This is a genomic window from Streptomyces sp. ITFR-16 (assembly GCF_031844705.1).
Classification (GTDB): domain Bacteria; phylum Actinomycetota; class Actinomycetes; order Streptomycetales; family Streptomycetaceae; genus Streptomyces.
This window is the reverse complement of sequence record NZ_CP134609.1, coordinates 4,387,498-4,413,024: the sequence shown is the minus strand read 5'-3', so window position 1 is coordinate 4,413,024 and position 25,527 is coordinate 4,387,498. Positions and strand designations below refer to the sequence as shown.

22 protein-coding genes are annotated in these 25,527 nt (G+C 69.4%); 8 read left to right on the top strand and 14 right to left on the bottom strand.

Features of this window, described 5'->3' with window-relative positions; translation table 11 throughout:
• Window positions 1-10: 10 nt before the first annotated feature.
• The gene (gltX, locus tag RLT58_RS19525; protein WP_311314571.1) at window positions 11-1,384 is read right to left on the bottom strand and encodes a glutamate--tRNA ligase; all 1,374 of its coding nucleotides are present in this window, start codon (window positions 1,382-1,384) and stop codon (window positions 11-13) included.
• 482 nt (window positions 1,385-1,866) lie between these two features.
• The gene (locus RLT58_RS19520) at window positions 1,867-2,523 is read right to left on the bottom strand and encodes an Eco29kI family restriction endonuclease (RefSeq protein WP_073874619.1); all 657 of its coding nucleotides are present in this window, start codon (window positions 2,521-2,523) and stop codon (window positions 1,867-1,869) included.
• Window positions 2,524-2,944: 421 nt separating this feature from the next.
• Here RLT58_RS19520 and RLT58_RS19515 point away from each other — a divergent pair, with 421 nt between their 5' ends.
• Both RLT58_RS19515 and RLT58_RS19510 read left to right on the top strand, forming a co-directional pair.
• The gene (locus RLT58_RS19515; protein ID WP_311311664.1) at window positions 2,945-4,297 is read left to right on the top strand and encodes a DNA cytosine methyltransferase; all 1,353 of its coding nucleotides are present in this window, start codon (window positions 2,945-2,947) and stop codon (window positions 4,295-4,297) included.
• A gap of 4 nt (window positions 4,298-4,301) precedes the next feature.
• A complete protein-coding gene (locus tag RLT58_RS19510; RefSeq protein WP_311311663.1) occupies window positions 4,302-5,099 on the top strand; it encodes a very short patch repair endonuclease in 798 nt (265 codons plus the stop codon).
• Here RLT58_RS19510 and RLT58_RS36125 read toward each other — a convergent pair.
• A complete protein-coding gene (locus RLT58_RS36125) occupies window positions 5,080-5,268 on the bottom strand; it encodes an AbrB/MazE/SpoVT family DNA-binding domain-containing protein (RefSeq protein ID WP_073874625.1) in 189 nt (62 codons plus the stop codon). The two genes, RLT58_RS19510 and RLT58_RS36125, sit on opposite strands and share 20 nt — an antisense overlap.
• An 804-nt stretch (window positions 5,269-6,072) precedes the next feature.
• On the opposite strand from RLT58_RS36125, the gene RLT58_RS19505 reads away from it, so the two are divergent.
• The 6 genes from RLT58_RS19505 to RLT58_RS19480 all read left to right on the top strand — a co-directional run bounded on the left by RLT58_RS19505 (window position 6,073) and on the right by RLT58_RS19480 (window position 13,384).
• Window positions 6,073-8,424 carry an ATP-binding protein gene (locus RLT58_RS19505; protein WP_311311662.1) on the top strand — a complete coding sequence of 784 codons (2,352 nt, stop codon included), beginning with the start codon at window positions 6,073-6,075 and terminating at the stop codon, window positions 8,422-8,424.
• Window positions 8,421-10,085: a DEAD/DEAH box helicase family protein gene (locus RLT58_RS19500; protein ID WP_311311661.1), complete on the top strand. Its 1,665-nt coding sequence runs from the start codon at window positions 8,421-8,423 to the stop codon at window positions 10,083-10,085. The genes RLT58_RS19505 and RLT58_RS19500 overlap by 4 nt, the downstream gene beginning before the upstream one ends.
• Window positions 10,082-10,681, top strand: coding sequence for a hypothetical protein (locus RLT58_RS19495; RefSeq protein ID WP_311311660.1), 600 nt, complete (start codon window positions 10,082-10,084; stop codon window positions 10,679-10,681). Before RLT58_RS19500 ends, RLT58_RS19495 begins: the two co-directional genes overlap by 4 nt.
• Before the next feature lie 27 nt (window positions 10,682-10,708).
• Complete coding sequence (locus RLT58_RS19490; RefSeq protein ID WP_311311659.1) at window positions 10,709-12,043, top strand: sigma factor-like helix-turn-helix DNA-binding protein; 1,335 nt, start codon at window positions 10,709-10,711, stop codon at window positions 12,041-12,043.
• Between the two features lie 103 nt (window positions 12,044-12,146).
• Complete coding sequence (locus RLT58_RS19485; protein WP_311311658.1) at window positions 12,147-12,707, top strand: hypothetical protein; 561 nt, start codon at window positions 12,147-12,149, stop codon at window positions 12,705-12,707.
• Window positions 12,704-13,384: a hypothetical protein gene (locus RLT58_RS19480; protein ID WP_311311657.1), complete on the top strand. Its 681-nt coding sequence runs from the start codon at window positions 12,704-12,706 to the stop codon at window positions 13,382-13,384. Before RLT58_RS19485 ends, RLT58_RS19480 begins: the two co-directional genes overlap by 4 nt.
• A 340-nt stretch (window positions 13,385-13,724) precedes the next feature.
• Here the strand turns inward: RLT58_RS19480 and ssuE are convergent, their stop codons facing one another.
• The 11 genes from ssuE to RLT58_RS19425 form a co-directional block, all read right to left on the bottom strand.
• The gene (ssuE, locus tag RLT58_RS19475) at window positions 13,725-14,282 is read right to left on the bottom strand and encodes an NADPH-dependent FMN reductase (RefSeq protein WP_311311656.1); all 558 of its coding nucleotides are present in this window, start codon (window positions 14,280-14,282) and stop codon (window positions 13,725-13,727) included.
• 81 nt (window positions 14,283-14,363) lie between these two features.
• Entirely contained in the window at window positions 14,364-15,134 is a 771-nt protein-coding gene (locus RLT58_RS19470) for an alpha/beta hydrolase (RefSeq protein ID WP_311311655.1), read from the bottom strand.
• A 58-nt stretch (window positions 15,135-15,192) separates the two neighbouring features.
• On the bottom strand, window positions 15,193-16,956 hold the full coding sequence (locus tag RLT58_RS19465; protein WP_311311654.1) for an FAD-dependent oxidoreductase: 1,764 nt from the start codon (window positions 16,954-16,956) through the stop codon (window positions 15,193-15,195).
• A gap of 8 nt (window positions 16,957-16,964) precedes the next feature.
• Window positions 16,965-18,305 (bottom strand): NtaA/DmoA family FMN-dependent monooxygenase, encoded by a 1,341-nt coding sequence (locus RLT58_RS19460; protein WP_311311653.1) that lies wholly within the window; start codon window positions 18,303-18,305, stop codon window positions 16,965-16,967.
• Between the two features lie 38 nt (window positions 18,306-18,343).
• Entirely contained in the window at window positions 18,344-19,213 is an 870-nt protein-coding gene (locus RLT58_RS19455; protein WP_311311652.1) for an ABC transporter ATP-binding protein, read from the bottom strand.
• On the bottom strand, window positions 19,210-20,121 hold the full coding sequence (locus RLT58_RS19450) for an ABC transporter ATP-binding protein (protein ID WP_311311651.1): 912 nt from the start codon (window positions 20,119-20,121) through the stop codon (window positions 19,210-19,212). Before RLT58_RS19450 ends, RLT58_RS19455 begins: the two co-directional genes overlap by 4 nt.
• Entirely contained in the window at window positions 20,118-21,008 is an 891-nt protein-coding gene (locus tag RLT58_RS19445) for an ABC transporter permease (RefSeq protein WP_311311650.1), read from the bottom strand. The genes RLT58_RS19450 and RLT58_RS19445 overlap by 4 nt, the downstream gene beginning before the upstream one ends.
• 2 nt (window positions 21,009-21,010) lie before the next feature.
• Window positions 21,011-22,042 carry an ABC transporter permease gene (locus tag RLT58_RS19440; protein WP_311311649.1) on the bottom strand — a complete coding sequence of 344 codons (1,032 nt, stop codon included), beginning with the start codon at window positions 22,040-22,042 and terminating at the stop codon, window positions 21,011-21,013.
• 72 nt (window positions 22,043-22,114) lie between these two features.
• Complete coding sequence (locus RLT58_RS19435) at window positions 22,115-23,677, bottom strand: ABC transporter substrate-binding protein (RefSeq protein ID WP_311311648.1); 1,563 nt, start codon at window positions 23,675-23,677, stop codon at window positions 22,115-22,117.
• A 478-nt stretch (window positions 23,678-24,155) separates the two neighbouring features.
• Window positions 24,156-25,085, bottom strand: coding sequence for a DsbA family oxidoreductase (locus tag RLT58_RS19430; protein WP_311311647.1), 930 nt, complete (start codon window positions 25,083-25,085; stop codon window positions 24,156-24,158).
• A complete protein-coding gene (locus RLT58_RS19425) occupies window positions 25,082-25,516 on the bottom strand; it encodes an RrF2 family transcriptional regulator (protein ID WP_311311646.1) in 435 nt (144 codons plus the stop codon). The genes RLT58_RS19430 and RLT58_RS19425 overlap by 4 nt, the downstream gene beginning before the upstream one ends.
• Window positions 25,517-25,527: the final 11 nt, after the last annotated feature.

The window sequence follows — 25,527 nt, the reverse complement described above, 5'->3', positions numbered from 1 at the left end:
CAGGGGCCGCTTACGCCTGCGCGGCCAGCTTCTCGACCGCGGCGTCCAGACGGGCCAGCACGCGGTCCCGGCCGAGCAGCTCCATGGACTCGAACAGCGGGAGTCCGATCGTTCGGCCGGTGACCGCGACCCGGATGGGCGCCTGGGCCTTGCCCAGCTTCAGCCCGTGCTTCTCTCCCACGGCGAGCGTGACGGCCTTCAGACCGTCCGCTTCCCAGTCCGCGACGGTGGCGAACTCGGCGCGGACATCGGCCAGGATGCCGTCGGCGCCCGCCTTCATCGCCTTGTTCCACGACGCCTCGTCCTCGACCGGCGAGTCGAGGAACAGGAAGTCCACGTTGTTGGTGATTTCGGACAGCAGCGCCAGCCGGGTCTGGGCCAGCGGTGCGACCGTCTCGAAGACGGCCTGGTCGAACGCCTCCGGCTGCCACGGCGCGTACGGGGCGACGAGCCACGGCGCACAGGCGGCGGCGAACTGCGCGGGCGCCAGGGCACGGATGTAGTCACCGTTGAACGCCGTCAGCTTCTTCACGTCGAAGAACGCCGGGGCGGTGTTGACGTCCTCGATCCGGAAGAGCTGCTCCAGCTCCTCGTACGGCATGAGTTCCCGGTCACCGCCGGGGCCCCAGCCGAGGAGCATCAGGTAGTTCACCATCGCCTCGGGAAGGAAGCCCTCGGCGAGGTAGTCCTCCAGCGCGACCTTGTCCCGGCGCTTGGAGAGCTTCTGCCGCTTCTCGTTCACGATCACCGGCAGGTGCGCCCACACCGGCGGCTGGGCACCGAGCGCCTCCCACAGCAGCTGCTGCTTCGGCGTGTTCGACAGGTGCTCCTCGCCGCGGATGACCTGAGTAATGCCCTCATCCAGGTCATCGACCACGTTCGCGATCAGGAAGACGGGGGACCCGTCACCGCGGGCGATCACGAAGTCCTCGATCGCACTGTTCGGGAACGCCGGCTCCCCGCGGATCAGGTCGACCACGACGGTCTCGCCCTCATCCGGCGTCTGGAACCGCAGCGCCCGCCCCGCCTCGAAGGCCAGCCCCCGGTCCCGGCAGAACCCGTCGTACCCGAGGTGCTCCGACCCGGTGCGCTCCTTCAGCTGCTCCCGGGTGCAGTCGCAGTAGTACGCCTTGCCCGCCGCGTACAGCTGCTGGGCGGCCTCGCTGTGCCGGGCCGCGTTGTGCGACTGGAAATACGGCCCCTCGAAGGCCGCGTCCTCACCATGGATGCCGATCGCCGCGAGGGCGCTGACGATGCCGTCGATCCACTCCGGCTTGTTCCGGGCCGCGTCGGTGTCCTCGATGCGCAGGACGAACGTGCCGCCGGACTGTCGTGCCACGGCCCAGTTGTAGAGAGCGGACCGCGCCCCGCCGACATGGAACATGCCGGTCGGAGACGGGGCGAAACGAACGCGAACCGGGGCAGTAGACATGTGGTCCAGGGTACCGACGCTGGGCGCTCGCCCCGGCCACTCCACGTACCGAAGGCGTCGACCATTTCCGGCCGTCCTCCACTCCCGCGTCCGACGCGCCCGGGTCTGTGAAGCTCATGCTGAACGAGGCTGAAGGCGCCCAATGGGTCTCATGGCGCAGCCGGTGGGTCCGGCTTCCGACCGAGCCAGGTGGGCCGGCCGAGGCCGACTTCGAAGCAGTGCTGCCCCTGCTGGATGAACCAAAAACGTCTGGTTAGCGGACACGATCTTATGACCGCACCGAACCACCGTGGCGGCAGCGACTGCTCTCCGCTAGCGGAGGATGAAATTGGGAGCTCGCTGCCTCCGGCCTGAGCAAAACATCTCGCACCCTAGTGCCCGCCGTCAGCAGGACAACTGGCCCCAGTCCCCGGCAGACCGGCTGCCGTTCTGACTCACGGAATGTCGAGATCTAGGTATGTATCCGTAGGGGGGTGGGGCCATGGGAGTTCTTCGTAGTCGCTCACCTGCTGCGCGATGTGAGCCTTGGCCTCTTTCGCCAGCTTTTCAATGTCATGAACGACACCACCATGAGTGCGCCGACGCCCATCATGCACCGTGTCCCACTTACTCTTCTTGCTCTGGCGGGTCGTCGCTCCCTGCTCTTTGCTGCCGAAGCCCTTGAGCTTGCTGTTCCAGACTGGCGTGTATCCGACCCTCAGCGCGTTCTCCCCCAGATCGGCGTGAACATCAGGCAGCAGGAGGGCCCGAAACCGGAACTCCGCGATCGGCAGGCTGCCTTCCATGATCGACAGGCGGTGTTGCTTAAGCCTGCTGTGAAGGGGGTATCGTTCCCGAACCCTCTCCCCAGTAGCGCTGTTACTGGAAAGGGCCTGCCCCGCGTAAACGGGGATTTGGAGGCTGGCGAGGGGCAGGTACAGGTCCACGCTCGCACCGCGGTAGTACAGGGCATACAGCCCTGAACCCTCGAACCTCGAGATCTCGTGGGTCATGGAGACCAGGGGTTGCCGCTCGAAGGTCTCGCAGATGGTGTTCGCGATCTGCTCGGTTGACAGAGGGTCGAACCACGCGGGGGCGTACTCGGCAGGCATGGCTTCCTGATCGGTGATCGGCTCGTCTGCGGGAAGACCCCGCTGGAGCGGACTATGTCGACTACTACGTGTCCTGCTCACCCGTCGTCGGCGAAGAGGTCATCCTCGGCGATCCCCCGGGCGGCGTCCTGGTAACTCTGCCAGACCGGCAGTACCGCCAGGCGCTCTTGCGCTCGTTCGGGAACTCCGGGTACCCGAGAAGCCTCACTGCGCGGGCCAGTCGATCACCAAGGGCCTTGGTGACGCTCAGCCGAAAATCATCGTGGTAGGCGCCCGGACCGACCGACCTGGCCGCCTGCGCCACCCCCCTGACCCCCTCCGCCGTGTTGATCACCACGAACTCTATGGCCTTGCTCACTTATAGGCGACCCATTCGAGTGAAGGTTCGCCATGATCACCAACTCCGCGGTATGGTTTCGCCATGGTTGACCTGCCTGAAGAAGCAAAGAAGCCGCGGACCAGCGTTGAACTGTTCGCGGGTGGAGGCGGCCTTGCCATGGCGGTCCACCAAGCAGGCTTCCGCCCACTCCTGTTCAACGAGTTCAACAACCGCGCCTGCGAGACACTCATCTCGAGTGCGCGAAAGACCCTCGGTGTCGACGGCTTGAAGCGCACCGAGGAGAAGAACCCTCAGCCGCCAAAACCGGGGCAGCCCGCCCCCCTGTACCCGGGCGACGTGCGCGACCTGGATCTCAGCGCCTTCCAGGGCGAGGTCGATGTCCTGGCAGGAGGCCCTCCGTGTCAGCCGTTCAGCGCCGGCGGGGTCGCCAAGGGCGATGAAGACAAGCGCAACATGTTCCCGGCCATGTTCAAGGCAGTGCAAGAGATGCGGCCGAAGGTGGTTATCTGCGAAAATGTCCGCGGACTCCTGCGGCCGTCTTTCGTCGACTATTTCCAGTACATCCAGAACGAGCTGAGTCTCCCGTTCGAGAAGCGCGACGATGAGGTCAAGTGGCAGGATCACAACGCTCACCTGACGCGCATTCTCGATCAACTATCTGACGACGACAGCAACCCGGATCACTACAAAGTCGTGATGGTGCCGGTCAACGCCGCCAGCTATGGCGTCCCACAGGTACGCAACCGGGTCGTAATCGTGGCCTTCCGGGCCGACCTCGGCGTGGACGTCGACGGCTTCGAGAAGTACGTGAAAACGGAGAGATTCTCCGAGGCGGCCCTGTTCCGGTCCATGCGCGACGAGGACGGACCCTACTGGAAGCGCCACCCAACCGTAGAGGACCACGTTCGCGACCGAGTGCGTGCGCGCCTCCCGAAGGTGATCAAGGAAGACGACTGCCAGCCGTGGCGCACAATGCGCGACGCCATTCAGGGATACGGCACGGACGTGAAACTCCCGGCACTGCCCCCTGTCGATAGGAACCGACTTTCGGAGAAGTTCGACTTCGGTGAAGAGATCGGAGCCGTCGGTCACGTCGGTTGGCCTGGAGCCCGTATCTACAAGGGGCACACCCCGAACGAACTCGATCGTCCCGCGAAAACGGTCAAGGCCGGCGTTCACGGCGTGCCAGGCGGCGAGTCCGTGATGCTGCTGGACGAGCGGGTCCGCGACGTCTCAGCACCGGGTGGTTTTACCTACTTGCACCGCTACATGACCGTGCGCGAGACCGCCCGGGTAATGACGTTCCCGGATGAATGGCATGGCTCAGGCCCTCGAGGCGAGCAGATGCGGCAGTTGGGCAACGCCGTGCCGGTCGCTCTCGGTGAGTACTTCGCCAAGGCCGTCTCCGACGCCCTGGCTGCGGCGGGACACTAGCCTCATGCCGCAGACAGGGGTCGGGGGGCGCTGGAAGGACAGGCTGCCTCCGGAACGCGCGTATAAGCGTCGAGCTGGCGCGGCCGCGCCAGCAGTTGAGCAAGACCGCGCCGCCGGCGGTCGCAATCGGCGCAACGTCGACCTGGGTGACGGGCGTCTCGCACGCGCCTCCGTCACGCTCCGCCTCTACCGGAGCACACGTCGCGTTCGCGCCTATCTACGGTGGTCACAAAACGGCAAGACTGAGGAGCGCTACGTCTGCGAAGTCGAGTTCGACTCACGCAAGCAGAACCTTGCTGAGGCATGGCGACAAGCCCGAACAAAGGGGCTCTTGGCGCAAGAGACGCTGCCGCCCGAGTCGACCGCGTCGTCGCTCGAGGTTCGAGCCTCAATGCGCGGCAACCGCGGCAAGGACACCAAGCCAGAACTGCTGCTCCGCAGCCTGCTCCATCGCCGCGGCATGCGCTACCGGGTCGACACCCGGCCAATCGCCGACGTCCGACGGAGAGCCGACCTCGTGTTCCCCGGCGATCGCATCGCGGTATTCGTGGATGGCTGCTTCTGGCATGGCTGCCCGGACCATTACAGGCCCGCAACGAAGAACGCAGATTTCTGGCGGGAAAAGATCAACGGCAACAGGGCGAGGGACACTCAGACCAACGACACGCTGACGGCGGCTGGTTGGACAGTCATCCGAGTTTGGGAACACGACGACCTCGCCCGAGCAGCGACCCGAATCGAGAACGCCGTCCGGCGAAAGCGCGGTGCAGCGCATCTCGTCGCTACAACGGGCGACCACTGATCAGATCACTGACAGCTTCTTCTAGACGGCGCAGGACAATCTGGCCATCCCCGTCGCTGAAAGCCAGCAGTGTCTCGCCGGGGTTGATCCCGGCCTCGGCCAAGATACTCATGGGCAAGGCAACCAGACCGTCGGCGCCTACGGTGACTTCGGATGGGCTTCGAATCATGACCCCAGTTTTCCACGCGGGGATGAGCGGGGCCGGGCGCATCGGGGACGCAGCGGCAGCGGCGCGCGAGGCAGGCTCTCACACATGGCCATAGCCGACGCGGACGCGGATGGCCGCGGCTTGGGTCTACGGGCGGGCATAGGAGCTGTCGAAGGAGCGACCGTTGGCGGTCGCACCGTGGGCGTCATCGTCCTCGATAATGCTCACGATGCGCAGCGATTACGGCAAGGACATGACGCCAGAGAAGACCATACGTCACTGATCCACTGGCGGAGTCTGCGCTACAAGTCACCGCGCGACCCGCGCCAACACCGCGACGGAGGCCGACCTCGCTTCCAGGAGGACAGCACCCCATTCTTCGTAGACGGCGTTTGTCTGCGGCTGGTTACGACCAACGCGTGACGCGACAAGATCGCAGCCAACTGCATCCAGGAAGCCGAGGCGAACCAGCTCCTCGCCGAGGAGGGCTGGGCGTCCCGCGGTTCTGGAAACACGAGGCCCCCGGAGGCCGCTGTGGAACGAAGCACGGACCTGGTGCGGGTCAGGGTTCCGGGCCGCGACGTCCACCCGCTCCCCTGGCCAGCCGTGGCGGGACCATCAGTGCTCGCGAGGTTCAACACCTTCGTCCCGTACCGGTGACTGCACGATTCGCCGGGGTTCGCAAACTCCGGCCGGATTGTCAGTGGCTCCCTATACGCTCGAGATCGAACGCTCGACTCATGCGAGTTGGGCGGCTTCGGCGTGTCCACGCGCGCCGCGGGCCGCCGTCACAGCGTTCCGATCCTTCAGGAGGGTTCCGCCGGAGTGAAGATCACCCCTTCCGCCCGCGTGCTGAGCATGCTGGGCGAGATCGATTTCGACGAGTGGCAGTGTGTCGCCGAACTCGTCGACAACCCCTTCGACGACTTCCTCGACATCCTCCGCTCAGGGACGGAGTGGCCGGACGGCTTCACTGTCAGCGTCACCTTGCCGTCGTCCCCACAAGGGGTCCTGGAGGTTCGCGACACCGGGCGGGGCATGTCGTACGACCGGCTGACGCGCGCGGTGCGGGCTGGCTGGTCCGGGAACGACATGCACGACAAACTCGGTCTGTTCGGCATGGGCTTCAACATCTCGACCGCCCGCCTCGGCAGGCGCACCCGCATCCTGACGACACGCGCGGGCGACACGGAATGGATCGGCGTCGAGATCGACCTTGACCAGATCAAGGACGACTTCGAGGCAAAGGACATCACAGAGCCGAAGAGCGACCCGACCCAACACGGCACGAGAATCATCGTCGACCGTCTGCACCGGACGCGTGCCGAGTGGCTGCGCCGCAACGGCGCCTCGCTCCGCAACACCCTGGGCTCGGTGTACTCATGGATCCTCACCGAGCACCCCTTCGACCTCTACGTGGGCGGGACCCGCGTCAAGCCGGTCCGCCACTGCCGCTGGGGCGACGAGCGTTACGTGCTCTTCAACGGCAAGGAGCGGATTCCCGCCTACATCCCGATCAATGAAAGGCTCCAGGACGGGATCGCCTGTCGGGACTGCGGGGAGTGGCAGATTGGTTCGGGCGATGTCTGCTCGGTCTGCGGCAGCGTCAACCTGTCCGTGCGCGAGCGCCGGATCCACGGCTGGCTCGGCGTCCAGCGCTACCTGGACAAGACCGAGTACGGGATCGACTTCCTACGCAATGGCCGGAAGATCAGGCGCTGGGACAAACAGCTCTTCACCTGGAACAACCCCGATGGGGTCGCGGGGAACGAGGAGCCCGAATACCCAGTCGAGCTCGCCCACCAGGGCGGCCGCCTCATCGGTGAGATCCACCTCGACCATGTCCCCGTCACCTATCAGAAGGACGCCTTCGAGTACGGAGACCGCAGCTGGCTCACCGCCATGGAGTTGCTGCGCGGCTTGGCGCCACTCCAGCCTCAGCGTGCCCGCAAGCTCGGCTACCCGGAGAACGAGAGTCCGCTGGCTCTGCTGTTCAAGGGCTTCCGCCGCAACGACGCGGGCTTGCGCTACCTCGTCCCCGGCGACGGCCACAAGCCGGTCCACGCGGATACCCGGGACTGGGGCCGGAAGTTCCAGGCAGGCGTCTCTGAGTTCCAGACCGACGAACACTGGTGGCAGGCGGTACTGCGGCACGAGGAAATCAAGAAGCGGGGCAAGGAGGCCAGAACTACCACCAGTGTGCCGGCCCAGCCCGACGAGCAGGCTGTCTTGGGCGCCCTCGGTCTGCCCGTCGACATCCCCGCCTCCGGCGCCGCCCAGCTTGGTACCGAGTCCGGGGCTGTCTCCACCGTGCCCGCCCAGGCCACCATGGCGGTCAAGGAGACGACTGAGACCCGTGGCGAGCGCTTGGCACGGTACGAGAGCGCGGCATCTCCGCACGCGTACCTGAGCCGGTCGTTCGGGCACCCTGAGCTCGGCTACGTGAAGGTGCGGACCCTGCTGTTGAAGCCGGGCGAGCGGCTCCTTGACGACCACGGGCTGTCCGCCCCGGTCCTCCTCGACCAGAGGTCCGGGAACGAGCTCACCGCCCTCGTCGATCCCGAGCACTACGCGTTCCGGCGGTTCGGCGCGGACTACGCCGACCTCCTCCTGGTCGAACTGGCTGCTGTCCTGAAGGTCCGGGCGCGCTCCGACTGGAACCCGTCCCAGCTCGTCGCCGCGATCCGCGCCGAGTCCCTGCAGGACAGCGTGCTCGACGGCACCACCGTCGGCGCGGAGGCTCGCGACCTCCTCTCGGAGATCCGCGAGCGTGTGGCCGAGGTCCTCGACGAGAGCGGCGGCTACACCGCCGCCTACGGCCACCTCTCAGACGAGCAGAAATTCGCGACCGAGGAGGCGATGATCGCTGCCGGACGTGTCGGCCTCGTCGGTCGTCTCGGCCTGGACTCCGGGTTCGTCCACCACGTTCCCGCGCTGGCCCTGGTCCGCCTCGTCGAGGTGATGCCCGCCTCATTCATGGACGGCACCGTCTTTCGTGGCCCGTACTTCGGGGTGTCCTCACCGTCCGGGAAAGCCCTGAGTCTGGCCCGGGTCACGGGTTGCCTCGCGGACGTCGCGACGCTCGGAACCTTCGCCGGGGAGGCCACCGCGCCGCAACTGCGGCGCGCCCGCCTCAGCATCGCCCTCCTGCGCGACGAACTGGCGGGGGAGGAGTGAGCGCCGCGTTCCTGACGGCCGCCGAACTGAGAGACGGTGGCCCAGAGGGGCTGACCAAGGCGCTCGAACGGACCCTGTGGCACCTGGGGTTCCAGGACGTCCGCGTCATCGACGGCGCCCACGACCATGGTGCCGACCTGCTCGCGGTCCGCGACCGCGAGCAGTGGGTGTTCCAGAGCAAGTGGAAGGCGCACGGCACAGCCGACCACGCGGGCGTCGACGACCTTGAGCGCGCCCGCACTCACTACCGCGCCGATAAGGCCGTTTTGGTGACCAACACGAACATCACCGCATCGGCTGAGGCACGACGCCGGGCGCTGGCGGGGATCGGCGTCGATATCAGCCTGTGGCACGGGGCCACCTTGGAGGCCATCGGCCAGAGGATGCCCGACCGTGTGCCCGCCCCCTACAACCTGCGGCCTTACCAGGAGTTGGCCGTGTCCGCGATCGAGCGGGACCTCGACGCCGCAGGAACGGCGCTGCTGGTCCTGGCGACGGGGCTGGGTAAGACGGTCGTCGGCGGCGAGGTCATCGGCAATCTCCTCGCCTCGAGTCCGGACGCGCGCGTCCTGGTCGTCGCGCACATGCGCGACCTGGTCGGCCAGCTGGAGAAGGCGCTGTGGCGGCACCTCCCGAAGGGTGTACCCACCCGGCTCCTCACCGGTGAGAGCAAGCCCGAGGCCCTCAACGGTGTCTTGGTCGCGACCGTCGAGTCGGCGCTGTCCGCCGTACGCGTGGGCTACGAACCCGATCTCATCATGATCGACGAGACCCACCACGTGGCTGAGACCGGCAGGTTTGCGGAACTTCTCGATCTGTGTGGGGCTGCGGGGCGATTCGGAGTCACCGCCACCCCTTGGCGTGGCGACAAGTTCGACATCACCGCCCGCTTCGGTCAACCCAGCTTCAAGATGGGCATCGCCGAGGGCATGGCGGCGGGCTATCTGTCGGCCGTCGACTACAAGCTGTACGCGGATGGTGTCGACTGGGACGCCGTCCAAGACATCAGCCGTCACGGCTACTCGATCAAGGATCTTAACCGGCGTCTGTTCCTCCCCCAGCGAGACGAGGAGATCGTCGAGCACCTGCGGGCGGCGTGGCGGGAGACCGCCGAGCCCCGCGCCATCGTGTTCTGCCAGACAATCGAGCACGCCGAGCATATGGCGGGCCTCCTCGCCGTCTCAGACCCGGCGTGGGTCAATGCCTCCCACTTGCACAGCGGTCTGTCGAAGCGTCACCGCGACGTCCTACTCAACGAGTTCCGTCTCGGCCGTGTCCCAGTGATCACCTGCGTGGACGTGTTCAATGAGGGCGTCGACGTGCCGGACGTGAACCTGATCGCCTTCCTGCGTGTCACTCACAGCCGGAGGATCTTCGTGCAGCAGCTCGGCCGCGGGCTGCGACTGAGCCCCGGCAAGAAGGCTTTGAAGGTCCTCGACTTCGTAACCGATATCCGCCGCGCCGCAGCGGTACTAAACCTGCGCCGCACGCTAGAGGCTGAAGACACCGAGCATCTGGAACTCCCGCACGTCTCCCGGATCGAGTTTCAGGACGAGACGGTCGGCTCCCTGATGGACATGTGGATCCAGGACGCCGCCGACCTTGAGACCGCGGCAGACGAAGTCCGCCTCCAGTTCCCCCTGCCGAAAGGAATTCTGTGACCGACTACAAGATCCCGCCCGTCGTCGAGAAGGCCGTGGTCACACGGATCTACGCCCAGGCCGACGATGCACAGTGGCCACACCTCCAGGACACGGACCGCACCCGCCTGTACCGGGAGTGGACGGAGGACCCCGATATCGGCGGCCGCCTCCTCGACTTCGTGGGGCAGCGGGCCAACATCCGCCCCTGGCTGAAGGACTGCCCCATGAAGGAATACGAACGGGCACGACGAGGCGAGGGCAAGTACGCCAAGTACGTGTCGCGACCGGCCGCGACGCTCGAGCAGATGGTCGCAGCGACCCTCGGCCCTGACTGGGAGGTCATCCCCGGGACCACCCAGCAGAAGCCGATGCGCGCCAAAATCCGCGAGATCGGGACGGAGGACGAGGAGCAACACTTCGTGGCCGGCACTGCGGCGAACCTCAAGCACCTCGCGTGGCCCGCGATCCTCGATCGGTCCACCGGGGAGACCTGGCCCTGGACGATCTGCGTCGTCGATCCGTTCCGTGCTCCCGTGCCGCCCGAGAAGAAGGGGGAACACCGGCGCGTGGCCGAGTTCCTCGGCGTGCGGGTCGTCTATTTCAACGAGATGTAGGGGAATTCGATGGGGGACGAGTGGTCGATGGGCGAGTGGCTCGCCAGGGCGTGGGAGACCGGAGCCCTCGACGAGCGCGAGCGTGCCGTCATCGTGGGCCGGTCTGAGGGCCAGACGCTGGACGAGGTCGGGGCTGCGCTCGGGCTTAGCCGCGAGCGCGCACGCCAGATCCAAAACCGAGCGCGGAAACGGCTCGCCGGGATGGCAGACATCGTCCAGGACGGCTGGCGTGAGTCGGCCCGCACCGCAGGCGAACGCCCGGCCGTCTCGCGAGACGCCGTCGCCACCGCGCTCGGAGTCATCGACCACGTAGCGCTTGAGGAACTGCTGACCGCAGCGGGGCTGGCCGCGCCACGGACGTGGGCGGGGCCCCTGCGCGGCTGGTGGAGTACCGACCCCTGCGCGCTGGGTGGGGCCCTGCGCCGTCTCGTCGACGCCGCGCCCTTCCGCGGCGACGACCTCGGGCGGGCAGCCTCCGAGGCCGGACTACCTGCAGATATCCCCCTGATCTGGCTCCTGAGCCACTCCGAGTCTCGGCTAGCCCTGAGCACTGACGGGCACTGGGTCCGCCGAAAGGCGCGAGGGCGCGACGCCGCGTATCTGTGGCTATTGGAGACTGGACGCCCCTGCCGGCCAAACGAGTTGCTTGCCCCGATGGCCGCGACGACTGTCGCTGCCGTGCGGGAGGCGCTACGACGTGACGACCGGTTTCGGCAGATCCGTCCCGAGGGCACCTGGGCCCTGGCCGAGTGGACGCACCTACGCGCGTCCACATATGCCACCGCTGTGGACGCGGTGGTCGCGGTGGTCACGGAGTCGGGACCCCTATCCCGGGCGCGGCTCTTCTCCAAGGTGACGGAGCTTTACCCGGTGACCCCGTGGCGTCTGAAACAGTGCCTGCTCAGTAGCCAGCTCGGCGAGACCGGCACCGGCCTCGTCGACCTCGTTTCCCGCGGCGCTCGCCCCTTCGAGGAGGAAGAACCGCCCCGGCCAAACACGATCGCCGCCGAAGGCGAAATCGTGGGCGTGCGGGTTCTTGTGAACCCGGACGTCCTGCGCGGCAGTGGCGTCACTGTACACACCTGGCTGACCTGGCGACTTGGGCTGCGCCGGGCCCCGATGAGCCGCACGTTCACGACGTCCGGCGACTACTCGCCGCTCGTCGTCCGCCGCGGCACCAGCAGCGCCCAGCTCTCCAGCCTCCGCCGCCACGCGCTCGAACTCAAGGTCGTCGACGGCTGCGTACTTGCCGTCCTCCTCCGCCTCGACGACGGCACCGCGCGCGTCGGACACGGCTGTGTGCCGGATACCTGCCCGGCACGGCAGACGCAGGCAGCTACTCCGTCGACGGCGAACGTCTGATGCGACTGGGCGCCGATGACCGCACCCCCTCGAAGTGGCAAAGCGCCAGAGGGGTCACAAACCGAGCAGTTACCTCAAAGCGGCTCCCAATGACGAGGGGAACATGAATCAACTCGAACTGCGCGGCGTAGAGCACCAGCTCCGCGAAGCGCTACAAGACACTGCCCTAAGTTGGGTGCTCGACGATGTAGACGCGGCAATCGCCGCAGGAGTGCCCGAGGAGAAGATCCTCCGCCGACGCCAGCAGCGCCGCGGTGATGACTCCCCTGCCGCGAGCCCGGCCGCAGCAGCAGCTCGATACGAGGTCGTGGACCGCAGTGTGCTTGGCCTCGGCGAGTACGAGGCATCGCGCAAGCGGGGGACGCTGGTCATCGCCACGCGATCCATGACGGATGAGGAGCGCGTCCAGCTCCTCCTGGATGCCGTGAGGCGAGTTCTCGTTGAACTGCCTGAAATTGAACTGGAGGTGCTGAAGACGCTCCGGACCGAGCCCGAGGGTGACACTGGCAGCCGGAACATTGTCGAGGCGGTCGTGTTCGAGCCGGACGAAAGCGCTCGATCGCGCCGTAGTCGAACAGAGTTCCAGGGAAATCGGATCCCGACTGAACGACGTATCCACGTCAGCCAACTGCTGGCCGACGTGACGAGAGGGGTTGTCAGTTGAGCACCGTCGACCGCCTAGTCAACGAAATCAAGAGCCTCCTGGCGGCAGGGGCGGTGTCGTACGACTCTGCTTCGAAGCCGTCCGACGTCTATGAGGGCTTCATCTTCTCCCTGATCGTCGCCACAGCCAGTCGGCACGGTGCCACTGTCACCTACGAAGACGTCTACGGGGTGAAGGCCAGCAGCCTTGTCTTCCGGACGGGGCCCGGCCACCTATACAGCAAAAGCCAGCCCTTCACTCACGCTGTGATCGAGTTCGACGGCGCTCCCGCCCTTGAAGTCCACCTCGGCGTCTACGTGACCGGCTCGTCGGGCGTCCTGCACGAGTGCGATGTGCTGGTGTTGCCAGCCGAGGAAGCCGCCCTGAGCCGGGCACAGGGCATCGCACCACGAGGCAGTCAGAGCGTCCTCGTCGTCGAGTGCAAGTACTACGTCTCCAACCTCGGCATCGGTCTCGCGCGGAACTTCGAGGGACTACGCGCCGACATTCGCACCCAGAACGAACTCTTCGTCGCCAACACCAGATCATCGAGCATCGTGCGGTACCTCGATGCCCGAAAGAGAGGTTTCGAGCCGGACGTAGTACCCAACTCGCCGCAGGCAGGCTATCTACAGGCGGAGATCAGGAAAACCTTCAAGAGCTACCTGAGCAAGCACTCACCCTCAACGGTGATCTGAGCCCGCCGATCGAGCGCCGCGCGCCAAGGATTCCGCGCAAGCCGATACTGCGGGACATGCGGCCTCAGCAGCCGTCGGCTGGGAGCCATCTGGGAGCCAACCCGCTCCCCGAGCCCCTTCGACACCAACCGAGACCACCTCACCCCAACGCCCTGACCAGGCAAAACGACAAACCAACCGGTGATGATCACGCCCGACCCTCATTCGGGACGAAGAGGTCGTGGGTTCAAATCCCGCCACCCCGACAGCCGTAAGACCAGGTCAGGGGCCTGACCCACTAGGTGGATCAGGCCCCTGAGCGGTTTCCGGGGGCCGGTCGGTGCGCTCAGGCGCCGAGGGATCAGAGGCTTGGTTGCAGCAGTGCCGCTTCGCTGCGCAGCGCCGTGGAGAAGCGGTCTGTTACCTCGGCCAGGGCTTCTGCCGTGGGGCCGGGGAGGGTGATCGTTCCGTCGGCGTTGACGGTGATGTCCTTGTCCAGGGTGAACCAGCCCGGTACGACATGTGTCGCGCCCATCGACGTGAGCACCGGGCGCAAGGCGTAGTCGATGGCCAGGACGTGGGCCACGCTGCCGCCCGTCGCGAGGGGGAGCACGGTCTTGCCGGCGAGGGCGTACTGCGGGAGCAGGTCCAGGAGCGACTTGAGCAGGCCCGAGTAGGCGGCCTTGTAGATCGGGGTGCCGATCACCACCCCGTCCACCCGCTCGAACAGTGCCGTGGCCTCGACCACCGCCGGGTGCCGGAAGTCGGCGCCGAGGAGGGCGTCGGCGGGGAGGGTGCGCACCTGGAGGGAGATCACCTCGTGGCCCTGGTCCCTGAGCCGGTCGTCGAGGTGGCTCAGGAGGCGGGCGGTGCGGGAGGTGGCCGAGGGGCTTCCTGAGACGGAGAGAACGGTGGCCATGGGGAGACCTTTCGGGTTCGGCGTGCGCGAGGAGTTCGCGAGAGGGTGGGGACTGGGGCGTTCAGGGGCCTGCGGGGCCGCTCACCACGCGCTCGACTCCACCGCGACCAGCGGCACGAGGTCGTTGCGTAGGGCCTCTAGGAAGGTGACCACCTCGGCCGCGACCGAGCGGTGCTGCATGTCGTTGAGGACATCGTGGTGGGCGTCCCGGACGACGGAAAGCCGGGCCCGGGGCAGGGACTTGGCCGTTCGGGCGAGCGCGTCGCGGTCCGCGAGCGGATCGGCCTCACCGGTCAGGATCAGCGCCGGCACATCCGCCTCGCTCTCCTGGGCCAGAGCCAGCAGGGTGTCCGGGACCGGCTCGTCGAGGGCGCCCCGGCGGAATCCGGAGTCGGCCGCGATCGCGCCCCGGTGGGCGGGACAGGACGTGCGGACGTCGAGTTCGTCGTCCCAGTCGCCGGCCCCGGCCGTGCGCGCCGGAAGTCCCGCGAGGACGACGGCGTCGGGGCCGGCCGTCCCGCCCGTCCGGGCCAGGAGCGCCGCCACCGCCACGGCTCCGGTGTCGGCGCCCACCAGGACCACCGGGCCGACGACCCCCTCGGGGCCCGCCGTCCCCGCGACGGCCTCGGTGATGCGGTCACCGAACGCGCTCAGTGAACCCTCCGGGTCGTCGGCGTCCAGGCGGGGCGGGTCGACGACCCGGACCCGGTAGGCGTCGGCGGCCAGCCGGCGGCCCAGCCGGGTGTAGGTCTCCCGGGTCTCTCCCCGGCCGGGCACCACGACGACCGTGCCGCGCGTGGCGGGCCCTTCGGGGCCGTGGTGGTCGGCGTACTCGGCGGCGTGCTCGGTCATCTGGTGCTCCTGGTTGAAGGACATGGGGAGGGAGGAGGGAAGGGGCCGCCGTGCGCGCTCATGTCCCGGTCGCGTCCGTGGCCACGAGGGGCTGCGTCGCGGCGCCGGGGCGGGGCCGGCCCAGCACCCGGTCGAGGACCGCGCCGGCGCCCCCTTCGGGCAGGGCGGTCCCGCGCCAGGCGACATGCTGGTCGGGGCGGACGAGGACGTTGCCGGTGCCGTAGACCGCGCGGGCCGTCGGGTCGGTGAGGTGGATGACCGTCAGGGGCAGGGCCCTCGCCGCGGCCTCGGCGGCGAAGGCGTGCTCGGCCGTCCGGTCCTCGGTGAGGACGAGCAGGGCGAACGAGGTGCCGATGCGGTCGTGGAGCGTGGAGCCGTGCGGGTCGATCCGGCCGTCGGGGGCGCGGTGGCCCGGCCGGGGGTCGTCCTCGTACACATCGGCGCGCCAGCCCGGTTCGGACGCGAGCTGGCCGTCCTCGTACCAGATCACCTCCGACGCGTCGTACCGCTCGTCGAAGGTGACGCCCGCGCCGCCTGTGCGGTCCTTCCGCAGCCGTTCGCCGATCTCCGCCCGCCGGCGTACGGCCTCGTCGCCGAGGTCGGCGTCGTCGGGGATGCCGCCCGCGCGGATCTCGGCGAGCGCCGCCCCCGAGCGGCGGGAGCGTTCCAGGGAGTGGTCCGCGACCCGCCAGTTGTGCGGCCGGCGCTCCTGGTCGTAGGAGTCCAGGAGCGTGTCGGGGGCGTGGCCCGTGAGCACCGCGGCCAGCTTCCAGCCGAGGTTGGCCACGTCCCCGATGCCCTCGCCGAGATTGCCGCCGGGGGTACGGACATGGGCGGCGTCCCCCGCGAGCAGGACCCGGCCCCGGCGGAACGCGGTGGCGATGCGGGTGGCGTGGTAGAAGGTCGTCGCCGAGACCAGTTCGAGGCCGAGGTCGAAGCCGAACGCGGCCCGGCCGATCTCCAGCAGCTCCTCCTCGGCCGGCTCGTGGTCGAGCGGGTACGGCCCCGCGTACACCCGCCATTCACGGGCGCTGACAGCGGCGAGGAAGCCGGATGCCCGGTCGTTGAAGACGATGTTGGTGGCGCTCGGTGCCGCCCCGACACGGTCGGAGATGTCACCGGTGCGGACGATCAGGCGCAGTCTCTTCTCGGTGGCGTGGTCCCCTTCCCGGTCGATCCCGGCAAGCCGCCGGGTGGTGCTGGAGCCGCCGTCTGTGCCCAGCACGTACGCCGCGCGCACGGTGCGCCGTTCGCCCGAGTCGACGTCCACGACGCCGGCCCGGACCCCGTCGGCGTCCTCGTCCAGCTCCTGGAGCTCCCAGCCCCCGGCGATGCTCACGCCGTGTTCGGCGAGGTGGTCGAGGAACACCTGCTGAAGCACCGTCTGCGGCCGGCGCAGGGCCTCGTCGGCCGCGTGCTCCCGGGTGCCGGTCCCTGTGCCGGTTCCGTTTCCGTTTCCGGTGAACGAGGGGCGGGGTACGGGGACGAGTTCGTGGCCGGCCAGCGAGGTGACCAGGCGGGTGCCCCGGTTCCACTCCGGGGGGTAGGTCCAGGCCTCGCGGATGCGCTGGAGCAGCCCCCAGCGGCGGAAGTGCTCGACCACGCGGGGGGTGTGACCCATCGCGCCGGCCCGTACCAGGGTCGCGGTGCGCGCCCGGTCGACGACGGCGACCCGGACGCCCCGGGAGGTCAGTTCGGTCGCGGCGGCGAGCCCGACCGGGCCCGCGCCGACGATGAGGACGTCCGCGGTGGCCGGGGGTCTGCCGACGGGGAAGCGGACGGTGTGGACGTCGCGCCCGCCCGTCGCGGGGAGTGAGGACATGGCGGGCCTCAGCCGCCCGCGAGTTCGCGCTCGCGGGTGTGGCGGTTGGCGGGGACCGGCAGGCCGAGGTTGCCGCGCAGGGTGTCGGCCTCGTACTCGGTGCGGAACAGCCCGCGCTTCTGGAGCAGCGGCACCACACCGTCGACGAAGAGGTTCAGGTCGTCGTTGTTCCGGAAGGCGAGGTTGATGCCGTCCAGGGTGCCCGCGTCGTACCACTTCTCGATGGTGTCGGCGACGGTCTCGGGTGCCCCGACGAACGGCGACTGCCGGAACGTGTTGGCTCCCTCGGCAACTTGACGCAGGGTCAGCTTCTCCTCCCGGGCGCGCTCGATGATCTTCGCGGCCCCGGTGCGGCCGCCCTTCTCGGCGAGGTGGGCGACGTCGGGGAAGGGCGCGTCCAGGTCGTGGACGCTGAAGTCGTACGCGCCGAAGGAGCGGCCCAGGAGCGCGAGGTTGCGCTCGAAGTCGTTGTCCTCCTCGAATATCTCCCGCTCGCGGCGGCGGGCCGCCTCGTCCGTGGCGGCGACGACCGGTCCGCCGTGGATGAAGACCTTGATGTGCTCGGGGTCGCGGCCGTGGGCGGCGGTGCGCTTCTTGATGTCCGCGTAGTACTCCCGCGCCTGCTCCAGCGTGCCGCCGGGCGCGTAGATGCCCTCGGCGACCCGGGCGGCGAGGTCGCGGCCCTCCGGGGAGACGCCGGCCTGGAAGATGACGGGCTGGCCCTGCGGCGAGCGGGAGACGTTGAGCGGTCCGGCGATCTTGAAGTGCTCCCCCGCGTGGTCGAGGGCGTGCAGCCGCTCGGGGTCGAGGAAGACGCCCCGCTCCACGTCGGCGGGGAAGGCGTCGTCCTCGTAGGAGTCCCACAGCCCCCGGGCGACCTGGACGAACTCCAGGGCACGGCCGTAGCGGGTGGCGTAGTCGAGGTGCTCGTCGAGGCCGAAGTTCTTCGAGGTGCCGGTGTCGAAGCTGGTCACCACGTTCCAGCCGGCGCGGCCCCCGCTGATGAGGTCGAGCGAGGCGAACCGGCGGGCCAGGTTGAAGGGTGAGTTGTACGTCGAACTGGCGGTGCCGACCAGGCCGATGTGGCGGGTGTGGGTGGCGACCGCCGACAGCAGGGTCAGCGGCTCCAGCCGGTTGAGGTAGTGGGCGGGGTAGGTGGAGTTGATGAACTGGCTGTCGACGATGAACAGGGCGTCGAACAGGGCGTGTTCGGCCGCCTGCGCCTGCTGGATGTAGTAGTTGATGTCGATGCTGGCGTTCTTGGCCACGCGCGGGTCCTTCCAGAGACCGTGCTGGCCGGGGCCGCCGACACCGTACGGGTGCAGGGCGAGGTGGATTCTGCGGGACATGGCTGTTCCTCTCGGAGTACGTGGGAGACGGGACGTGCTCAGCTGCTCAACAGGGCCCGTAGTGCTTCCCGTTCGGCCCGGCCTGCGGGCTGCCCCCGCAGCGTGGGGGCGGAGCCGAGCAGCAGGCGGGTGTAGGGGTGGACCGGGTGGTTGACGAGCTCGCGGGCCGATCCGGTCTCGACCAGCTCGCCCCGGTAGAGGACGGCGATCCGGTCGGCGGTCCCGGCGACGGAGCCGAGGTCGTGCGAGATGAAGACGAGCGCGACCCCGGCGGTGCGCAGCTCCTTGAGGATCTCCAGGATCTGCACGCGGTTGGCGGAGTCGAGGGCGCTGACCGGTTCGTCGAGGATGACGAGCCGAGGCTCGGTGACCAGGGCGCGGGCGACCGCGACCCGCTGGCGCTGTCCGCCGGAGAGTTCGCCCGGCAGCCGCTCCAGCAGATCGGCGGTGAGGCGGACCCGGTCGAGGAAGGAGCGGGCCCGCAGGGCCGCTTCCTTGTGCCGGACCCCCTGGATGAGCAGGGGTTCGACGAGGGAGTCCTCGACGGTGAGGTCCGGGTCGAGGCTGCGCAGGGGGTCCTGGAAGACGTACTGGACCACACCGCGCCGCCTCAGCTCCCGCCACCGGCGGGGCCCGTACGCGCTCACGTCCTCCCCGGCGATCCGGATCGATCCGGCCGACGCGGGCGCCAGGCCGAGGACCGCGCGGGCCAGGGTGGACTTCCCGGAGCCCGTCTCGCCGATGACGCCGACGGCCTCGCCGGGCGCGATGCCCAGGGTGACCCCGTGCAGGGCCCTGCGCCGCTTGCGCCCCCTGCCGTAGTGCACGTCGAGGCCGTCCACCTCCAGGACCGCGCCCGGCTGCGCCTCGCGTCCGGCCCCCTCCGTCTCCGGTGCCGTGGTGGTCATGCCGAGACCTCCCGCGGTGCGAGGAATTTGTCCAGGCCGTACTGGTCGTGCTCGGCGATGAGCAGCCGGGTGTACGCGTGCTGCGGGTCCTGGAGCACCGCGCGGGTCGGTCCCTGCTCCACCACCTCGCCCTGCCGCATCACCAGGACCTCGTCGCAGAGGTGGGCGACGACGGCGAGGTCGTGCGAGACGACGACGAGCGCCAGCCCGGTCCGTTCGCGCAGTTCGGCGAAGAGGTCGAGGACCTCGGCCTGGACGGTGACGTCGAGGGCGGTGGTGGCCTCGTCGGCGATGAGGGCCTTGGGTTCGACCGCGATGGCGGCCGCGATCAGGACGCGCTGGAGCATGCCCCCGGAGAGTTCGTAGGTGTACTGGCCGTAGACGAGTTCCGGCTCGCGCAGCCGTACGGCCCCGAGCAGTTCGACGGCGCGGCGGCGCGCGGCGCGGCGGTTCAGCCCCTGCTTGACCCGGATGACCTCGGCGATCTGGGCGCCCACCTTGACGGCCGGGTTGAGGTAGGAGGCCGGGTCCTGGAAGACCGCGCCGATGGTGGCGCCCCGCAGGTCCGTCCACTGCCGTGGCGTCAGGGCCGCGATGTCGCGGCCCGCGAGGTCGATCCGGCCCCGGGAGATCTCGAAGTGCGGGGGCAGGATACCGAGCGCGGCCCGGCAGGTGAGGGTCTTGCCGCTGCCGGACTCGCCGACGATGCCGACCGCCTTGCCGGGGGTGAGGGCGAAGGTGACGCCGTGGACGATCTCCCGGTCGGTGACCCGGTCGGTGATCCGTACGTCGTCGAGCGCCAGCACGGGACCGGCCGACGGGCCCTCGGTGGCATCGGGTGTGCCGGGGGCCTCTTCGGTGGCGCCGGCCGGGCGGGAGTCGAGGATGTCGGGGGACAGCGGGCTCATCGGGAACCTCCGGCGGGGTGGGGTCCGGCCGCCTGGCGGCGGTTGGCGCGGGCCTTGCGGTCGTTCGCCAGCGCCCGGCCGGCCTCTCCCGAGACGTCGCGGATCGCGTCGGCGAGGAGGTTGCAGGCCCAGACGGTGACCATGATCAGCAGAGCGGGCGTCACCGGGGCCCAGGGCCGCTGGCTGAGGTAGCCCAGGTCGGAGGCGAGGAGGCCGCCCCAGGTGGCCTCGGGCGGCTGGACGCCGATGCCGAGGAACGTCAGGCTGGAGACGATCACGAAGCCCACGCCGATGGTCTGGGCGAGCGCGACCGCGATCGGCGGGAGCACCTTGGTCCACACATGGCGGCGGACGATCCAGCCGATGGAGGCGCCGGAGACGATCGCCGCCTCCACGTACGGGGAGCGGGCGACGGCCAGGGTGGCGGCGCGGGAGACCCGGTAGAAGAGCGGGGAGACCAGGGCGCCGGTGACGAGCATGGCCTGGGTGATGCCGTTGCCGAGCAGGGCGATCACCGCGATGGCGAAGAGCAGGAACGGCAGGGCGACCAGGGTGTCGGCGATGCGCAGGGTGAACCACTCGAAGGCCCGGCCCAGGTAGACCGAGAGGATGCCGGGGACCGCGCCGACGACGAGGGCCACCAGGGCGACCTCCAGCGAGCCGAGCACACTGACGCGGGAGCCGTCGAGCAGTCGGCTGAGGACGTCGCGGCCCAGGTAGTCCGTACCCAGCCAGTGGCTGCCGGAGTAGGTCGCCAGCGCGTTGTCGCTGGTGGCCAGGGGGTCCTGGGGCGCGAGCCAGGGTCCGAGGAGCGCGAGGAGCGCGATCACGGCGAGGATGACGACGGCGATCCGTCCGGACGTGAGCGCGAGAACACGGCGCGGCATGGTCACACCCCCCGCTGGGAGGCCGGCATCACACGGGCCAGCACCAGGTTGATGACGAGGTTGAAGGAGACGACCAGCGCGATCGACACCACCAGGACGCCCTGCACGGCGGGTACGTCGCCGGCCTGGGCCGAGTCGTTGGCGAACCGGCCGAACCCCTGGAGGCCGAAGATCCACTCGGTGACGACGGACGCGCCGACCAGGGCGGGGAACTTCTGCCCGAGGGTGGCGAGCGTCGGCCCCAGGGCGTTGCGCAGGACGTGCCCGAAGAAGATCCGGCGCGGGCTCAGTCCTCGTACGACCGCGCCGGTCACGTAGTTCTCCTGATACGCGCCGATGAGGCTGGAGCGCAGTTGGCGTGCCACATCGGCGATGACGTCGAAGCTGAGCGCCAGCGCCGGCAGGGTGATGTGGGCGAGCCAGGGGCCGAAGCCCTGCTCCGCCGGGATGTATCCGGCGGAGGGGAACAGCCCGAACCCGACGGCGAGGACCGCGACCAGCACGATGCCGACGACGAACGCGGGCATCACCGAGATCACGGTGACGAAGCCGGTGATGGCCCGGTCGATCGCGGTGGTCCGCCTCAGCGCCGCGACCGTACCGAGGGAGAAGCCGGCCAGCACACCGATGACCAGGGCGAACGTGGCGACCGAGAGGCTCACTCCCAGGCCGAGGCCGATGAGGGTGGAGATGTCGGCCCCGTTGACCCAGCTGCTGCCGAGCTCACCGTGCAGGACCCCGGTGATCCAGTCCCAGTACTGGGCGATGAAGGGCTTGTCGAGCCCCCACTGGGCCTCGATCCGCGCGATGGCCTCGGGGGTTGCCTGCTCCCCCAGCTGGATGCGCGCGGGGCTGAGCCCGCTCAGCGAGCGCAGGGCGAAGGTCACGAAGGTCGCGACCAGGAAGACCGGGACGAAGATGGCCGCCGACCGGGCGAGGACGGCCAGGACACGGCCCGCCGCGTGCCTGGCCCTGGCCGCGGCGACCCCGCGTCGGCGGACGGACGTGGTGACCGGAGGCTCGGTCGTCGTCATGGCGCTACCTCCTCTCTGTGCGAGGGGCGATGGGTGGTGGGTGGTGGTGAAGCCGGCGGTGACGGTGACGGGTCAGCCGGTGGCGGAGATGGTCACTCCGGTCCAGTCGATGTGCCCGGGGTTCTTCGGAAGGCCGGACACGGACTTGGTCTTGGCGAAGAGGTTCGGCGAGACGTACGTGAACACCAGGGCCTTGCTCCGCAGCCCCGCCCGGGTCGCGGCCTGGAGGGTCTCGGCGTAGTCGGGCGCCTCCAGCGGGGTCTGGCGGACCTTGGCCACCGCCTCCTCGAAGCCGTCCGGCTCGTAGGGGGTGGAGAGGTTGAGCGGGCCGTTGGGGCCGAAGTGCGCGGTGAGGGTCTGGGCGGCGGAGTCGCGGCCGGTGGTCCCGTACAGCGAGAAGGTGAGGTCCTTGGCGAAGAACGGGGTGGCCCAGTTCTTGTCGATCTTGATCGTCACGGTGATGCCGACGGCGGCCAGCTGCGACTGGACGATCTCCGCCTGGGGGTCGTCCGACGGGATGACGAGGTTCAGCTTGATGTCGCCCGGCTTGTGGCCCGCCTCGGCCAGCAGCTTCTTCGCCTTCGCCGGGTCATAGGGGTAGGCGTTCTCGGACTTGGGGTCGTAGGCCACGTACCCCTTCGGGAACGGCTGGTCGGTCGGCTCGCCGTAGCCGAAGGTCAGCTTGTCGACGAACTCCTTGCGGTTGACCGCGTATCGGACGGCGTCGACCACCTTGTCGTCGTCGAAGGGCGCCTTGTTGATGTTGAGGCTGAGGTTGGCGGCGTTGAAGCCGGGCTGGACGAAGACGTCGAGGCCGGCCTTCTTCGCGGCGTCCGCCTGGCTGGGGTCGATGTCGGCGAAGTTGTAGACGCCGGTGCGCAGACCCGAGACGACCGTGGAGGCGTCGGGGGCGGAGACCACGTCGACGTCGTCGATGTGGATGTGGGCCGCGTCCCAGTAGTCGGGGTTCTTGGTCAGGACCGCCTTGGTGCCCGGGATCAGCTGCTTGACGACGAACGGCCCGGCCCCGACCGGGTTCTGGTCGAGCTTCGCGGGGTCCTTCGCCGCCTTGGGACTGGCGATCTGGAGCACCCGCTGACCGAGCAACTGAGGTATCTGGTAGTCGACCTGAGTGAGGTTCAGGGTCGCTTCGAGGCCCTTCGCCTCGACCTTTCCGATCGACGTCAGGTCGCCGAAGAGCGCGGAGTTCTTCTGCTTCTGGGCGCGTTCGATGGCGGCCTTCACGGCGGCGGCGTCGACCGGCTCGCCGTCGCTGAACTTCTGCCCGGCGCGCAGCTTGAAGGTGATGCGATCGCCCTTGTCGTTGTACTCCCAGCTCTCGGCGAGGTCGGGGACCGCCTTGCCGTTCTCGTCGGTACGGGTCAAGGAGGCGTACACCAGGGCCAGTTGACGGAACTGCGCACCGCTGCCCGAGACCACGGGGTCCCAGTGCGCCGGGAAGGAGGAGGTGGCCCACTTCAGCGTGGCGCTGCCGGTGGCGGAGGCGGCGTCGCCCCCGCAGGCGCTGAGGGCGGGGACCGCGAGGGCGGCGAGGACGGCTCCCAGCGCGGTCGTGCGCAGGGCGGCGGGCCGTGGACGGGAACCCGGGTCGAAGTGCGTCAGTCGTGCGGACATGTCGGTGTTCTCTCTGTGAGGGATCCCGGCCCGGGGCAGGACGCAGGGCGGCACGGACCGGGGCGGCCGGTGTCCGGTCCGGAGCCGTGCGCGGGCACCGGGGCAGGACGACGGGAGCCTCGGTGTGCCCGGGGGCAGGGAGCGTTCGGGACCGTCGGCGTCGACGGGGCGGCGAACGGGATCGGCGAGGGCCGTTGAGGGCGCGCGACAGGGCTCGGGAAAGACGCGCGGCAAGGGACGCGGAGCGAGCGGCGGGCGGTCAGCGGCGGCGGCGCTGCCGCCGGCCGGGAAACGCCGGTGGACCGTGGTGGCGGTCGGTCAGCGACAGAGGGCGCTGGAGGTGCGCCGCAGGTCCACGTAGCGGCACATCACGCCGGGGTGCGTCGTGAGCATGCGGCACATCCTGGCGGCAGTCGGCACCGGATGTCAATGGACACCTTTTGGTGTCTCATTCGCTGGAACGGCGCTCGGCCGCAGCTCAGGGCGTTGCGGGGCCGTCCGGCCGTACGGCGGGGTGGAGTTGGGCCTCGTCGGGGTGCAGCCACAGCGGACCCTGGCCGGTGTCCACGCGCACCGCGTCCGGCGGCGGCCAGGCGCCGTCGGCGAGCACCAGCCGCTCGGGCTCGGTCAGGCTCCGGTAGCGCTCCAGCGCCCCGGCCGGATCGAGCGGCGCGGGCTCGTCCAGCAGCCCCGGGCACAGCTCGTCGACGGCGGCCGCGTACGCCTCGAACGGCCGCCAGCCCGGCACCACCCGGTATCCGGCCGAGGTGCGGAACAGCAAGGTCGGCAGCGCATAACGGAGTTCGCCGCCGGGGGTCTCCTTGGCCGCACCGGGATGCGGCGACTCCTCGCGTACGGAGAGCACCTCGGGGACCGGCCGGCGCGCCTCAGCGCGGTCGGCGGCGACCCGTTCCCGCACGTCGCGGGAGGCGGCGTCCCGGGCCAGCCGGTCGGGGTCGAGACCGGGCACGCCCAGGGCGCACCGCAGGGCCAGTTCGGCGGTGTCCGCCGGCTCCCCGAGGACGAAGACGCTCTCGCGCAGGCGGCGCAGCACCCGCTCGGCGACCTCCGGGCCCTGGAGCTCGGCGGCCTTGGCGGTCAGCGAGGCGGGCCACGAACCGGCCGCCACCCGGTGCAGCGAGCGGGCCCGCGGGGCGAGCGTGTGGGTGCCGATGTCCGCCAGGTGGCGGGCGTACCACGCGGTCTCGGCCGCCGGGTCGGGCGGCGGGTCGTCGTCGTGGTCGAAGAGGATCGCGTACACCCGCCGCCAGCGGGCGCGCCCCGACAGTGCCGCGCGGAGCCTGCGGAAGGACGGCTCGGAGCCCCAGGCCCAGGGGCACAACGGATCGGTGTACTCGACCACTTCGAGCGGGGCCGGGCCGGCCGGCCGGTGCGGCGCGCCGGTCACGCGGCGCCGACCTCGGAGGGCTGTTCACGCGCGCCCGCAGGCAGCAGCGCGGCCAGTGTCAGGCCCCCCAGGACCGCGGCCGCGCCCGTCTCGATCTGCCGCCAGACCCCGGGCAGGGGCGCGGCGGGGCCGGGGTAGCCGAGGGCGTCGAGCGGCGCGCCGCGCAGGGTGAGCACGTCGCCGTCGACGGCGCGCACCACGTCCAGGAGGGTGACCTCGTCGGCCGGCCTGCCGAGCCAGTAGCCGCCCTCGCAGCCGCGCTGGCTGCGGACGAGTCCGGCTCTGCGCAACTCGCCCACCACGGACTTCAGGAACCGGAACGGAATCCCCTGGGAGGAGGCGATGACTTCGCAGGTGAGCGGACGGCCAGGTTCATGGGCGAGCTCCAGGAGGGCCCGCGTGGCGTAGTCCGCTTTCGCGGAGATATACATGCGCTCATCAT